The organism is Streptomyces sp. NBC_00370 (assembly GCF_036084755.1).
Lineage (GTDB): Bacteria > Actinomycetota > Actinomycetes > Streptomycetales > Streptomycetaceae > Streptomyces.
Map to the genome: position 1 here is coordinate 275,467 of NZ_CP107968.1, position 13,893 is coordinate 289,359.

A 13,893-nucleotide genomic window follows, 5' to 3' on the forward strand; every position below is an offset into this window, starting at 1 on the left:
TAACGCATATACATATTGGTGATTCGCGATATCTCGATCTAAGCTTACGGCATGTCGACTTCGATGCGTGTGATGGAACTCGTCCGCTTCGGTGACGCGGACACCGCGTTCGCCGCCCGAGAGCTGCCAAGGCCCACTCCCGGACCAGGGCAGGTGCTGGTGCGCGTGCTGGCCACGTCCGTGAACCCTCTCGACCTGCAGACCCGGCGCGGCGACTACCGCGACCAGGTGGCGCTGCCCGCCGTGATCGGCAATGACGTGTCCGGCGTGGTGGTCGAGACCGGCTCTGGAGCAGACGACTTCCAGCCGGGCGACGAGGTCTGGTACCTGGCACCGACGTTCGCCGGGCAGGGAACCTACGCCGAGTTCCACGTGGTCGACCAGGCCCTGGTCGCCCGCAAACCCGCACGGTTGTCGCACGTCGAGGCCGCCGCTCTCGCGCTCGTCGGCGTGACGGTGTGGGAGGCACTGGCCGAACGCGCCGGGGTGCGGGCCGGGGAACGGGTCCTGGTGCACGGCGGAGCGGGCGGGGTCGGCTCGGCCGCGATCCAGGTCGCCGGCGCGCTGGGAGCCGAGGTGGTGACCACCGCGCGGGCAAAGGATCACGAGTTCGTCACCGGACTGGGAGCCGACATCACGATCGACTTCTCGGCCGGCGACTACGTACCGCAGGTCCGCGCGCTGGGCGGAGTGGACGTCGTACTGGACACGGTGGGTGGGAACACCCTCTCCCGCAGCCCGGAGGTCCTCGCCGACCGAGGTCGCGTGGTATCCATCGTGGACATCCCCGAACCTCAGAACCTGCTCGCCGCGTGGGGCGTGAACGCGACCTACCACTTCCTCTTCGTCAGCCCCGGCCGGGCGAAGCTCGATGCCCTCCGACGACTGGTCGACCAGGACAAACTCCGTCCGGTGATCGGCGCCGTGCTACCGCTGGCCGACATCGCACAGGCGCACACACTGATGGAAAGCGGCCCTGCCGCCGAGGGCCGCAAACGCCCACGCGGCAAGATCGCCATCGCTGTGCACCCCCTGGACGAGTCACCGCGCCGGACAACCCCTTTGCCTTGAGCGGCTCAACCGTCGCGGCCCGGGGCGACGGCCAGCCGCTGGTGTCGGCTGATCTCCTCCAGCACCAGGTCGAGAGGCATCAGACGCTTTCGGCAACGACCACCGGCGAGCGAAGTCGATCACCGACCTGGTGCAGTCCATTGACCGCTTCAGAAGGCATAGCTGATGCGAGCCATGCGTACCGGGCACGACCGCCCGGTGCCCGGGTAGCGAGGCAGGCACCGGTCGGTCTCCGTTACGTGGTCGCCTGAGCGTCCAGGGCCATGGCGGACTCCAGCGAGACCCTGCGTGCGTTCTCCAGCGTCGCGATCTCCCAGCGGTCGTTCTGCCAGACCAGCGCGAACAGCTGCAGGAAGTACCGGGTCGGCGGGGGTTCCTCTTCACCGGCCATCACCATGCCGAAACGGTGATGCACCACGGCGCAGCCCGGCCCGATCAGCCGGGCGAACTCCACCTGGCCCTGCACGAGCCGCGAGCCCTTCAGGACCGTGTCGAAGGCCGGCTGCTGAAACGCGATCACCGTGTCACGCCCCTTGTGGAGCGTGCCGTCGAAGTCAATGAGCTCCGCGTCGTGCGCGAAGTCCGCGGCGAACGCGGCCGCGTCACCACGGTTCCACCCCTCGATCATTCGGGCAGGGACATCACGCAGGGTGTCGAGCGACGGATTCATTGTTCAAGGCGCCTTTCCGATTGCCGTCTTGTCAGCCACCATCCTTGCCCGCTCCGGCGAGGTGGTCATTGACGATCGGCGCACCATCGTTGAACACGCGTGCCCCCGGACTGTGCCCGAAGGTGGCCTTGAACAGGCGGCTGAAGTGCGCCGGGTCCGAGAAACCCCACGAAGCGGCCACCGCGGCGACCGTGGTGGTCCTGCGGGCCAGATCCGCGCGGCACCGCTCCAGACGCCGCCGGCGGATCAGGGCAGCCACGGTCAGGGGCTGGTCCTGGAAGAGCTTGTGCAGCCGGCGCAACGACACATGGTGTGCCGCAGCGACCTTGGCCGGGGTGAGATCCCGGTCGGACAGTCTCGCCTCGATGAAGCCGATGACTCTCGTGCGCAGCACGTCGTCGTCGACCGGGCGGACGTCACCCAGGCGGGACGCCAGCGTCACCGCGATCAGTTCGATCACCGCAGCCGCCGACCGGTCCGCCTCGTGCGCACGGAACCCGTCCACGCTCCGCGTCATGTCCCGGACGAGCGAGGACACCAACGCTCCCGGGCCCCGGTCACCACGAATCCCTACACCGACCAGCCGCGCCGCGTCGTCCGCACCCAGCCGCAACAGGTGCCTCGGCATCAGCATCGTCACGTGGGTGGTCGCGGAACTGGCGAACCGCACCGGCCGCACCGGGTCGATGAGGACGAGGTCTGTGGGGCCCAGCACAGCGGTGCTGCCCCCCTGCTCGGCACGCACATGCCCCCGCGTCACCACCTCGACCTGCCACAACTCACTGTCCCGTGCACGCGCGGAGCGGGCGTCGCGGAAGCACTCGCCCTCCGGCGTCACCAACTCCGTCAACCGCAAAGGGCCCAGGTCACGGCTCAGCACCTCGGCCCGGAAGTCCTCGCCCGTATGCCGATCCCCGCGCAGCGGCGGCAGATCGCTGCGCTCAAGCTTCTCCAGAAACCCCTCGGCGCTTCCCAATCCGGCCTCGGCTCGCGCCACGCCGCCCAGCCGCGCCCCATCACCGTCCATTAGGACAGTCTTCCACCTGCACCACTGCCGTACTCCAGTCACGGCGACCGGGCGTGGGACCTGGTCTTCCACCTGCGGCTGACCGTCCTTCCACGACCAGCGCTACACCGCCCGAACTGGCGGCTTCCGAAGCGCGCACGAGCCTGATTACGCAGTCAACAATCCCTGGCCGTGCTCACATTGCCGGTCAGGGTCAGCGGATTTACGCTTGCACCTAGGACAAGACGCTTGAGCCGGCGCTGTCAGATCAGCGGTCCGCCACCGCGCAGCCGCCGGTCGAGCACCCGCATCACAGGGATCCGGGTGCTCCCGCAACGCAATCCCGCATCCCCAGTGACATCGACAAGGTGCGGCGGGAAGGACTTGACCATGGGAACCTTGTCACCCGGCTTCCAGGGACGTCCGAGATCTTCCGACGGGCGGCTGCCGCCCGGACAGTACGAGGCGTACGACTTCCCCGTACTGTCCGCCGGACCCACCCCCCGGGTCAGCCGCGACACCTGGCAGTTCACGGTGACCACCGAGACGGGCGCCGAGCGGACCTGGTCCTGGAAGGACCTCATGGGGCTGGCGTCCGAGCGGCCGACCGTGGATCTGCACTGCGTCACCAAGTGGTCCAAGTTCGAAACCCACTGGCAGGGCGTCTCGCTCGACCTGCTGCTCGCCGACGTCGAGACGGCCGCCGAGTTCGCCCTCGTCCACGCCTACGGCGGCTACACCACCAACCTCCCCCTGGAGGACCTGCTCGACGGCCAGGCGTGGATCGCCTACGGCTACGACGGCGAGGACGTGCCGCCCGAGCACGGCGGGCCGGCCCGGCTGCTCGTGCCGCACCTGTACCTGTGGAAGTCGGCGAAGTGGGTGCGCGGGATCCAGCTGCTCCTGGAGGACGAACCGGGGTTCTGGGAGAGCGCCGGCTACCACGACTACGGAGACCCATGGCGCGAACAGCGGTACCAAGGCGACTAGGCGACCGGCTGCGCTGGCGGGTGGCCACACTGACGCAGCGGCGGGCGGAGACTCCGGGCGCGAGCACCCTGCTCCTGGACGTTCTCGGCTGGCCCGGACACCTCGCCGGCCAGCACGTGGACGTGCGGCTGACGGCCGCCGACGGCTACAGCACCCAGCGCAGCTACTCGATCGCCTCCCCACCGGGCGCGGAGCAAGTCGAGCTGACGGTCCAGCGCGTCACGGACGGAGAGGTGTCGCCGTACCTCGTCGACGTGTTCGGTGTCGGTGACGTGGTGGAGCTGCGAGGGCCGGTCGGCGGCTGGTTCGTGTGGCGCCCGGAGCAGACCGAGCCCGTGCTCCTGGTCGCCGGGGGTTCCGGACTCGTCCCCCTGATGGCGATGATCCGCGCACGCCGTGCGGTCGGCGGCCGGTCGCCGTTCCGGCTCATCTACTCGGTGCGCACCCCGCAGGACCTGCTCTACCAGGACGAACTGCGCCACACCGACCCGGGGTTGGACGTGGCGTACGTCTTCACGCGCACCGCTCCCGACGGATCGCGTCGCCCGTCCGGGCGGCTGCGCGCCGAGGATCTGGTGACGTCCGGGTGGCCGCCCGACTTCGAGCCGACCGTCTACGTCTGCGGGCCCACCGGCTTCGTCGAGTACGCGGCCGACCAGCTGGTCGGGCTCGGCCACGCACCCGGACTCGTCCGCACCGAACGCTTCGGTCCCAGCGGAGGCTGACATGACCACGCTCCCCATCGACGCACCGTACGACACCTACGAAGACGACGCCTACGAGGACGGCAACGTCCTGGCCGGACCGCTCTCGGAGGTATTTGCCGTCGACCTGACCGCGGCAGTCACCACCTGCACCGGTTGCGGCAGCACGGGACCCCTCGCCCGGCTGCGGGTCTACGGCCGCGGGCCCGGACTGATCGCCCGTTGCCCGCACTGCACTCACGTCGTGCTCCGGCTCGTCCGCAGCCCCGGCACCGCCTGGCTGGACCTGCGCGGAACCGTCAGCCTCCGCATCCCACTGGACGGCGGCTGAACAAACTGAGAGCGGCCGCAGCCCGGAGCCGAGTGCGGCCACCGCTCGACGCCCGCACGAAGCAGACGTCCGGCTACCGCTCGTCCGGTCCCGGATCGGCGACTGACCCAGGTCGGGCGGGTACGCGATCCGCTGGGTAACCCGTACTGGAACGCCGCTTCGGCGACTCGGAGTTCACCAAGGCTATGGAGTACGCCCAAAGCGCGGCGAGCCCGAACTCGGACACCCCGCTGCCCGCACTTGCGCGATTTCTGAGGTCGATGGACGAGACCGTGACCTGTGAGGCTGGGCCACGATAGTCTCGGAGGGTGACGGTGCGGTACTACCTGTACATCAGCGACGCCAAGGTCGACATGCTGCTCGGGCAGATCGACCCCGATTTCGAGCGACGGAGCACCACTGAAGCCGGCCTGAGTCTCAAGCTGTTCAACGTAAGGCGCAGCGTCGAAGCACGTGTGCCCGACCGGACCGCCAAGTTGGAGCGTGTCCTGCGGCACCTCGACAAGAGCGGGCAGACCGGTTCGGTTGACGAGCCCGGACCGTATTTCCGCGGCAGTCTGTCCATGCAGTGGGGGCCACTGCCCGGCGAGAGCGGCGGGACGCTGGTGTACTTCGGCGGCCGGACCGGTCAGACGATCCTGGGTCTCGGCGGAGCCGGCAGCCACGTCCTGGGGTCCGGCGCCCCGCAGACCCAGGACTTCGCGCCGTCCTCGGCGCCGACGCTGCTGGCCGGTCTCGCCTCGGCATTGGCGGCGGACGGTGCCGAAATGCCCGCCGACCAGCCTTCGCTGGCCTGGGTGCACACCGCGGGGCGGCTGCTCCGAGGCCGCCCGCAGACCGTGGAGTTCGTCGCCCGGCGCCTGCTGACCGGGCCCAGCCCGTACCCCGAACTCGACGCCCGCCCCGGTATGCGGGTACTGCTCGGCAGCCCCCTGTACGTGGCCCTGGCCGACTGACGGCGCGGCGATGGCATCCACACTCTGGCAGCCCGGCGAGGTGGTCCTCGATCTGTACGAGGTACTCGACGACGTGCGAAGCGGCGGCATGGGGACGGTCCAGCGGGTCCGGCACCTGGGCTGGAGCGTGGACCTCGCGGTCAAGACACCCCGACCGGAGCAGGTCGCCTCGACGAGCGGCAGGCGCCGGTTCGAGGCCGAGGCGGGCACCTGGGTGGGCCTGGGCCTGCACCCGCACACCGTCAACTGCGCCTACGTCCGCACCGTCGGCGGCGTGCCCCGGGTTTTCGCCGAGTGGATCGACGGCGGCGACCTCGCCCAGGCCGTGACCGGCGGTCGCCTCTACGAGGGCGGGACCCAGGCCGCCCTCGCGCGCGTCCTGGACGTCGCCGTCCAGACGGCGTGGGGCCTCCAGCACGCCCATGACACCGGCCTGGTCCACCAGGACGTCAAACCCGCCAACGTCATGCTCGAAACCGACGGAACCGCCAAGGTCACCGACTTCGGACTGGCCGGGGCGCGCGCACCGGACGCCGACGGGGCGACCGCGTCCGGCGTCACCTTCGGCGGCATGACGCGCCCATACTGCTCGCCCGAGCAGGCGCGCGCCGCCGCCGGGCACCGGGAGATCCGGCTGACGTCCGCGACGGACGTGTGGTCGTGGGCGCTGACGGTGCTGGAGATGTTCACCGGCCACCGGCCGACCAACTACGGCCAGGCCGCCGCCGAGGCACTGGACGCACTGACAGCCAACGGTCCGGAGGATCCGCGGGTGCCGCCCCTGCCGCCGGCCGTCGCGGGGCTGTTGCGCCAGTGCTTCATGACGGCCGAAACGGCTCGGCCGTCCCGACTCGACGAGGCTGCCGGCATCCTGAGCGAGGTGTACGGCGACGTGCTCGGCACGCCGTACCCGCGGCCGGTCCCGAAGGCGGCCGCTCTGCTGGCGGACGGGCTCTCCAACCAGGCGCTGTCCCTGCTCGACCTCGGGCGGACCGAGGAGGCCGAACAGCGGTGGCGGACGGCGATGGCGGCGGACCCGCACAGCCTGACCGCCACCTTCAACTTCGGCCTGCACCAGTGGCGCAAGGCGCGCAAGACCGACGCGGAACTCCTCGCCGAGCTGACGTCCGCCCGTGAGATCGGCGGCGACGACGCCCTGGGCGCGCGCCTGATCGGACTGGTGCACCTGGAGCGCGACGACCGCGAACACGCGGCGGAGCTGCTGGGCCCGGCCGCCCCGGGTGAACCGGTACCGGCCGAAACCGCGGAGGCGCTGGCGGAGTTGGCCCGCGATCCGGGGGCCCGCGCGGTGGTCCTGACCGGCCACGAGGGGACGTCGGTGAGCGCCGTGGCTGTGACGGCCGACGGAGGCCTGGTGCTGTCCGGGGACTACCAGGGGGTCCTCCGGCTGTGGGATACGGACAGCGGCCGCTGCGTGCGGGAGCTGACGTCCGAGGGTTCGCACGTCGTGGCAGTCGCGGTGGACGGCGAAGGGCGGATCGGTCTGGTCGGCCGCGAGGAGGGCCTGCCGGAGGCGTGGGACCTCTTGCGCGGCGAGCGGCTGCCTCTGCCGAAGGGCCCGGTCGCCGAGGGCGTCACCTCGGTCGCACTCAGCGCTGACGGGTCGGTCGGCACCACCGCGCACACGGACGGCACGCTGTGGTTCTGGCACCTGGACACGGGACGGCTTGTGGGCCCGGTCCCGAGCCGGACGGAACACATGACCGCGCTGGAACTCGGCGACGGCGGCGCCATCGCCGTGACCGCAGGAGGCCTGGGAGAGACGACGATCCGCCTGTGGGATGCCGGTGCGGGCGTGTGCCGGGCCGCTCTCACGGAGCCGCGCTCCGATCCGCTTCGCTCGGCGTGGGGCGGCTTCGTGCGAAGGGCCGCGGTGGCCCCGGGCGTGCGATACGCCCTGCAGATGTGGGACGGGCCGATGGTGCTGTGGAACGTGGCAACCCGCCAAATCGCCACGCAGGTGCCCCACGACGTGAGGGACGTCTCCACGCTCGCGCTGACACCCGACGGCTCGCTCGCCGTCGTGGGAAGCGGTCAGCCGCTCCGCGTCATGCAGACGGCGACGGGCCGCTGCCTGCGCACGTTCGACGACGGCATGTCCCGCCACACGTCCCACCTCGCGATGAGCGGCGACGGAAGCCGTGCCGTGCTGACCATGCTCGACGGGCGGATCAAGGTGCAGCCCCTGCCGGTCCCCCGCTACCGCGCCCCGTGGGCGTACGCCCGGCCCCGGGCCGCCGGTGAACTGACCGATCACGCCGGGCGGTTCCGGGCGGCGATGCGCGAGGGCGAGCGGCTCTTCGAGGCAGGCCACTACGCGCAGTCGGCCGCCTGCCTGCGTACCGCGCGGGCCGTGCCGGGCCACGCGCGCAATCCCGATCTGCTCAACGCCTGGAGCATGCTCGGGCAGCACGGGCGGCGCACGGGACTACGCGGTGCCTGGCAGAAGTTCGACTTCACCGGGCGTCTCGGCAGTCCCTCGGCGATGGCCTTCATCGGGGACGGGAGCGTGTTCCTCGCCGGGCTTTTCCCCGACCGGTTCCTGCTGTGCGACGCCGCCGACGCCCGGAACAACCGCATGATCCCTTCACTGGTCACAGCGTCCGCCGCTCCGTTGATGACGAGCGACGGGACCGCCGCGGTCGTCCCGGGCCGGTCGGAGACCGCCCTGCTCGACCTGAGGGACGACCGGACCGTCCTGCTGGACCGTGAGGACATCCGGGCGGTGGCCCTGTCCGACGACCGTGCCTGGCTGCTGACCGGCGAGGAGAGCGGAACGCTGTGCCTCTGGGACGTCGAGGACGTACGGCGGCAGCCGCAGTACGCGGACCCGTCCTCCGGTTTCCGGGGCCACCAGGGGCCGGTGGGCGCCGTCGCGATCAGCCCCGACCGCCGGTACGGGGCGTCGAACGCCTTCAACGGCGCCGAGGAGGACCGGCGGCGACGGTACGACCTGGACGAGCTCTGCGGCTGGGACCTGGCGGCGGGCCTGCGGCTGTGGCGGCACACCGGGCGCCCGGCCGGGGCGCACCTGCGCTTCGCCCCGGACGGCCGAAGCGTGCTGGAATGGGGCCAGTTCGGCGTGCACGCCTACGACGCCGCGAGCGGCCGCCGGATCTACTCGGTGGAGGGCCCGTACAACATCGCCACGCTTCAGATCTCCGCGGACGGCCGGCGTGCGGTGATCGCCGGATACGGCACCTTGGTCGTCCTCGACCCGGCGACGGGCCGCGTGCTCCGCGAGATCCCGGACCCCGGCCTGATCAACACCGTCGCCGTCACCGTGGACGGCCGGTTCGCCCTTTCCGGCCTCGCGGACGAGGACGTCCACCTGTGGGACCTGGACCAGGGGCAGCGGCTGCGCGTCATTGAAGGACACCGCGGCCAGGTCTTCGGCATGGCCCTGAGCGCCGATGCCCGCCAGCTGCTGGTGACCGAACTCGACTACACGCGCTGCCTGGAACTCGACTGGGAGTACGAGTGGTGACATGCCGTCCTCCGTCACCCTGACCCTGTACGGCGCGCCCGCGGCAGCCGAGTACGTCTTCGGCGACCGCACGACGTGCCTGGTCGGCCGCGCTCGCGAATGCGGTATCCGGCTGGCCAGATCGCAGAAGGACGCCTCCCGGCACCACTGCATGCTCGACGTCAATCCCCCGCACGTGCGGGTACGGGACCTCGACAGCCGCAACGGCACGTACGTCAACGGGGAGCGCATTCCGTCCGGTCCGGCCGGGCGGGACCTGACCGACGGTGACGAGATCGCCGTCGGCGACACGGTGCTACGGGTCTGTGTCCAGGCCGGGGAACCCGCGACCGTGTCCGCCGAGGCACGAGACCCCGCCGACGCCGTGCACACACTCATGGCCGCAGCCGAGGCCGGAGAACCGGACGCGGCCGGCATCCGCGGCTACCGCCTCCTCCAGGAACTCGGCCGCGGCGGACAAGGCATCGTCCATCTCGCCCAGGACGAGCAAACCGGCGAACTCCGCGCTCTCAAGACGCTGTTGGCGCACGGCGCCCTCGACCCCGCCGCCCGTGACGGCTTCCTGCGCGAGTTCGCCTGCACGCGCGCCCTGCGCCATCCCAACATCGTCGCCTTCCTCGGCGGCGGCGCGCACGGCCGCACCTTCTACTTCACCAGCGAGTACTGCCGACTGGGCAGCGTGGCCGACGTCGCCGCCCGAGCCGGTGGCAGGCTGAGCGTCGACCAAGCCGTGGGCGTGGCCCTCCAGACGCTCCGCGGACTGCACTACGCGCACGCCGCGGAGGTGCCCGTACAGCTTGCTGACGGGACGTCAGTCACCCACCGTGGACTGGTACATCGCGACATCAAGCCGCAGAACCTCCTGCTCACCGGCCGCAGAGACCACGCGACCGTCAAAATCGCCGACTTCGGCCTGTCCAAGGCGTTCGACAGCGCCGGCCTGTCCGGCCACACCCTCACCGGCGCGATGGGCGGCACCCTGGCCTTCATGCCACGCGGCCAGGTCATCGACTTCAAGTACGCACGGCCCGAGGTCGATCTGTGGGCTACGGCGGCCAGCCTGTACTGGATGCTCACCGGTTCGCCACCGCGCGACTTCCCCGCCGGCACAGACCCGGTCGGCGTCGTCCTGCACGAACCGCCCGTACCTGTACGGGACCGACTACCCGCGCTGCCGCGCCGACTTGCCGCGGTCATCGACACCGCTCTCGTCGACAAGCCCCACATCGCTCCCACAACGGCAGCCGAATTGGCGCAGGCAATCCGTCAAGCCCTCTGAACCGAATCGCTCCTCCTGAGTCAGCTGAACTACGCGCTGTAGCTGCTTCGGGGTGCTGTTGAGAAGGGTGCCGTTCCCGGTGCCAAGATTGTCAGGAGACTTCAGCGGAACCACCGGGTCTCAGAACTCGACGCCTTCGCTCCCACGATCTCCCCGTCCAGTCGTAGATGCGCGGAGACTACCAAGACTCTGAAGGAGCCCACCAAAGCCCTTACTTGCTCTGACAGCGGCCAGTCGTTCCCGTAAGTGATCGCGCGCACGATCACGCAACTGACCGGGTATCGCAGGCTCAATCACCGCTACGAACACGCTCCGGCAGTGCGGCCTCCGCCCAGGTCAGGTCGGCGGAGTCCTCCAGGGTGTGCGGCGTGCCTTCCAGTGCCGCGTGGAGCGCTGCGCCGCGGCGGGGATCGCCAGGCATCGTGACGAGGCTGAGGGTTCGGCCCTTGGGGCCGTCCTGGACGCCGAGTACCAGTTCGCCGGGTGTGGTCTGGTCCGTCAGTGCGGCGGTGAGTACCTTCCGCAGCAGAGCCGTTCTGGCGGGAGTGTCGGGAAGCGCGGCGGCGTCGTCCGCCTGGGCGTGGATCGTCACCTCACAGCCCGCTTCGCGTGCGCGGCCGACCAGGTCGCGCAGGGGGCCGTCGAGGACGCCCGGCAGGTGCAGTTCGTCGCGGATGGACTGGGCCAGCCGGTCCGCCCGAGCGCGGACAGCGGCCGGGTCCGGTCTGTCATCGGCGCCGTCTCCTGTGGCGATCGTATGGAGGAAGGGCACGATCTGCGCATCGATCTCCCGCAGTCGACGACGGTGCTGTTGCGCTCTCGCGCGCACGGCGGACTCGGTGGCGACGACGATCATGCGGTGTCGGTGGGCGTTCAATACCGCCTCGCCCAGGGTGACCAGGGTCCGCCGGATGACCAGGCCCATCACCACCCCCGTCGCGGGAGCGAACATCGTGGGGAGTGCCATGGCTACCGTACTCACGACCGACTCGTCGGCCGGCGGGTTCAGGGCGATCAGTACAACGATGCCCACTTCCTCGCACGCGAGTGCGAGAACCGTCTGGCGGACCGGACGCACGATGACGAGCAGGGCCAGCAGCGGGGTGACCGCGCCGATCGGCCACGAGCGGTAGTCCCTGACGGCCTCCGGCGGGATGACGAGCAGACAACTCACCGCACCCGCGACCGCGACGGCCAGCAGCGGAACGGCCACCCGTCCGGTGATCCGCCGGTCTGCTCTGGCGAGTAGCACGCAGGTGGCCGCCGCCAGCGCCAGGTACCAGACGAGATGGCCGAGCAGCGTTGGCGTCCCCACGGTCTGGATCACCGCCACGACGGCCATGACCACCAGGTACGGCAGGCACACTGCCGCCAACGCATGGCGTACGTCCCCCGCGGCGGCGCGCAGCGTCTCCCGCTGACCGCGTGCTTGTCCCAGCGCGTTGTCGGAGGCGTCCGGTACGGGGGCGGCCCACCGGAGGTGGACCGTCGTGCCATGTCCGGGTCGGCTTCGTACGTCGGCCACGCCGCCGATGTCGGCCATCCGCCGGCCGATGGAGTCGCGCAGGCCCAGGGCGGTCCGGCGGACCTGGGACGGCACGAAGCCGCGGCCGTCGTCCACCACGGTCAGCTCCAGGGCCTGGTGATCCCCGCTCAGCCGGACCACGACGTGCGCGGCGCCGGCGTACCGTACGTTGCGCAGCGCCTCGACGGCCGCTCCCGTGCACGCGGCGGCCACGTCGTGGGGCACCAGCAGCTCCGGCGGGAAGTGCGTCGTCACCCGCGGCCGCGGGACGCCGCTCACCGATGTGGCCGTCAGCCCCGTCAGCAACGGTACGAGGTCGACGTCTCCGCTGCCCTCCGCGCCGGCCGCGCCGCCCGAACCGGCCGTCAGTGCCACCAGCGCGCGGCGGGCCTCGGCACGCTGTTCCCCGGTGGGTACGCCGCTCATGCCCGCCACGCGCAGAGCCGACCCGACGTCGTCGTGCAGGAGCCGCTGGAAGTCGCGTCTGCCCCGCAGAGCGGCCCGTTCCCGTGCTGCGGCTTCACTGGTGTCCTCGTCCACGCGCATCGCGGTGTCCGCACGGTCACCTGCGGCGCGAAGGACGGGGGCCAGTACCGTCGCGGCCACCCCTGCGGCGAGCGGCGGCCAGATCCCCTGCAGGGCACTCCCCACACCCTCCTGCCACCCTGCGGCTATCTGCCCCGCAAGAGCGAGCACCGCCATGGGCAGCCCCTGGGCGCGGGGCAGGTACGCGACAGCGAGGATGACCGCGGCGGCCGTCGTCATACAGCGCAGGCCGACCACCAGCTCCGCGTAGGGTTGTACGGCGTAGATCGTGTGCACGGTCACCGCCACGACTGCGGCTGACCAGGCATCGACCGGTCCGATGCGGACGAAGGCTCCCCGGTAGGCCCAGGCCGTCGCGGACGCGGCGAAGAGCACGGTGACGCCCAAGGGCAGCGGACGCCGGTCGTCAGAGACAGCCAGGGAGACGGCCGTGAGCCACCACGCGATGGCGAACAGCAGCGACAGACCCGCGAACGAGCGGCGAAGGGCGGTCTCCACTCCGGCGCGATGATTGCCGCGTCGGGTCACCTGTCGGCGTCCGGGGACGACGTGCCGGGTCTGCCGGGGTCGCTCGGGCCGAGGTCGATGTGGCCGTCCACCATCGAGCGGTACACCAGCTCGGAGGTGCTGGCCGGGCGGGTTCCCTCGTCCTTGGCGAACGCCTCGATGGCCCTCCTGCGGTGAGTCCTGACCGTCTCCTCGGTCATGTATAAGCGACGGGCGATCACCGTCGGCTTGAGTCCGCGGGCCAGCAGCTCCAGCACCTCCAGTTGCCGGGGGCTCAACCGCACCTTTCCCCGCCGGTCGTGGACGATCTGATGGGCCAGCCGACTGGACACATATGCCTTGCCCGCGTGCGCTGCCCTGATGGCTTCGGCGAGTTGGGCGTCCGGGTCTTCTTTCAGCACCAGCCCGAGCGCCCCTGCCTCGACACCCCGGCGCACCACCACGGGGCGGTGCTCGCGACTGAACAGCACGACCTGCGGACCCCACTCACGCAGGCGCCGCACGTTGGCGGCGACGTCGCTGCCGTCGTTCAGCTCGATGTCCAGAAGGACGACCGACGGGAGCGAAGTCACCCTGGACGGCAGTGCATCGACGTTCACGGCGCTCCCCACCCAGTCGATCTCGGGTGCTTCCCCGGCGAGGCATGCCTGGATGCCATGGAGGATGACGCGGTGATCGTCGACCGCAGCCAGGCGCGGTCCGGTCGTAGCTTGGCGGTCAGCGGGCGATCCGTGCGTGTCGTTCATGACGATTCCTCACCCCGCGGCCCGTCGGCCACCCGGCCGGACTCGACAGCCCGC

The 13,893-nt window shown here is 70.8% G+C and carries 11 protein-coding genes; 7 read left to right on the forward strand and 4 right to left on the reverse strand.

The genetic code is table 11. The features are described from left to right. Positions 1-51: 51 nt before the first annotated feature. Positions 52-1,071 carry a zinc-binding dehydrogenase gene (locus tag OHS57_RS01240; protein ID WP_328580629.1) on the forward strand — a complete coding sequence of 340 codons (1,020 nt, stop codon included), beginning with the start codon at positions 52-54 and terminating at the stop codon, positions 1,069-1,071. 235 nt (positions 1,072-1,306) lie between these two features. On the opposite strand, the gene OHS57_RS01245 is transcribed toward OHS57_RS01240, so the two are convergent. Further along, complete coding sequence (locus OHS57_RS01245) at positions 1,307-1,741, reverse strand: SgcJ/EcaC family oxidoreductase (protein ID WP_328580630.1); 435 nt, start codon at positions 1,739-1,741, stop codon at positions 1,307-1,309. Positions 1,742-1,772: 31 nt separating this feature from the next. Then, positions 1,773-2,768 carry a helix-turn-helix domain-containing protein gene (locus OHS57_RS01250; RefSeq protein ID WP_328580631.1) on the reverse strand — a complete coding sequence of 332 codons (996 nt, stop codon included), beginning with the start codon at positions 2,766-2,768 and terminating at the stop codon, positions 1,773-1,775. Positions 2,769-3,137: 369 nt separating this feature from the next. On the opposite strand from OHS57_RS01250, the gene OHS57_RS01255 reads away from it, so the two are divergent. The 6 genes from OHS57_RS01255 (at position 3,138) to OHS57_RS01280 (ending at position 10,515) form a co-directional block, all read left to right on the forward strand. Continuing rightward, positions 3,138-3,737 (forward strand): sulfite oxidase-like oxidoreductase, encoded by a 600-nt coding sequence (locus tag OHS57_RS01255; RefSeq protein ID WP_328580632.1) that lies wholly within the window; start codon positions 3,138-3,140, stop codon positions 3,735-3,737. Further along, positions 3,707-4,462, forward strand: a complete 756-nt coding sequence (locus OHS57_RS01260; protein ID WP_328580633.1) for a ferredoxin reductase — start codon at positions 3,707-3,709, stop codon at positions 4,460-4,462. Before OHS57_RS01255 ends, OHS57_RS01260 begins: the two co-directional genes overlap by 31 nt. Position 4,463: 1 nt before the next feature. Then, positions 4,464-4,772, forward strand: coding sequence for a DUF6510 family protein (locus OHS57_RS01265; protein WP_328580634.1), 309 nt, complete (start codon positions 4,464-4,466; stop codon positions 4,770-4,772). A gap of 308 nt (positions 4,773-5,080) precedes the next feature. Then, positions 5,081-5,728: a DUF7019 family protein gene (locus OHS57_RS01270; RefSeq protein ID WP_328580635.1), complete on the forward strand. Its 648-nt coding sequence runs from the start codon at positions 5,081-5,083 to the stop codon at positions 5,726-5,728. 10 nt (positions 5,729-5,738) lie between these two features. Next, positions 5,739-9,236, forward strand: a complete 3,498-nt coding sequence (locus OHS57_RS01275; RefSeq protein WP_328580636.1) for a WD40 repeat domain-containing serine/threonine protein kinase — start codon at positions 5,739-5,741, stop codon at positions 9,234-9,236. Between the two features lies 1 nt (position 9,237). Beyond that, a complete protein-coding gene (locus OHS57_RS01280; RefSeq protein ID WP_328580637.1) occupies positions 9,238-10,515 on the forward strand; it encodes an FHA domain-containing serine/threonine-protein kinase in 1,278 nt (425 codons plus the stop codon). 289 nt (positions 10,516-10,804) lie between these two features. Here the strand turns inward: OHS57_RS01280 and OHS57_RS01285 are convergent, their stop codons facing one another. After that, a complete protein-coding gene (locus OHS57_RS01285; RefSeq protein ID WP_328580638.1) occupies positions 10,805-13,084 on the reverse strand; it encodes a sensor histidine kinase in 2,280 nt (759 codons plus the stop codon). Between the two features lie 26 nt (positions 13,085-13,110). Then, the gene (locus OHS57_RS01290; RefSeq protein ID WP_328580639.1) at positions 13,111-13,839 is read right to left on the reverse strand and encodes a response regulator transcription factor; all 729 of its coding nucleotides are present in this window, start codon (positions 13,837-13,839) and stop codon (positions 13,111-13,113) included. Positions 13,840-13,893: the final 54 nt, after the last annotated feature.

Excerpts from the sequence above, each read along its gene's own strand:
- OHS57_RS01250 (WP_328580631.1), bottom strand. The coding sequence starts at position 2,768 with ATGGACGGTGATGGGGCGCGGCTGGGCGGCGTGGCGCGAGCCGAGGCC.
- OHS57_RS01240 (WP_328580629.1), top strand. The coding sequence starts at position 52 with ATGTCGACTTCGATGCGTGTGATGGAACTCGTCCGCTTCGGTGACGCG.
- OHS57_RS01275 (WP_328580636.1), top strand. The coding sequence starts at position 5,739 with ATGGCATCCACACTCTGGCAGCCCGGCGAGGTGGTCCTCGATCTGTAC.
- OHS57_RS01280 (WP_328580637.1), top strand. The coding sequence starts at position 9,238 with ATGCCGTCCTCCGTCACCCTGACCCTGTACGGCGCGCCCGCGGCAGCC.
- OHS57_RS01260 (WP_328580633.1), top strand. The coding sequence starts at position 3,707 with ATGGCGCGAACAGCGGTACCAAGGCGACTAGGCGACCGGCTGCGCTGG.
- OHS57_RS01290 (WP_328580639.1), bottom strand. The coding sequence starts at position 13,839 with ATGAACGACACGCACGGATCGCCCGCTGACCGCCAAGCTACGACCGGA.
- OHS57_RS01255 (WP_328580632.1), top strand. The coding sequence starts at position 3,138 with ATGGGAACCTTGTCACCCGGCTTCCAGGGACGTCCGAGATCTTCCGAC.
- OHS57_RS01245 (WP_328580630.1), bottom strand. The coding sequence starts at position 1,741 with ATGAATCCGTCGCTCGACACCCTGCGTGATGTCCCTGCCCGAATGATC.
- OHS57_RS01265 (WP_328580634.1), top strand. The coding sequence starts at position 4,464 with ATGACCACGCTCCCCATCGACGCACCGTACGACACCTACGAAGACGAC.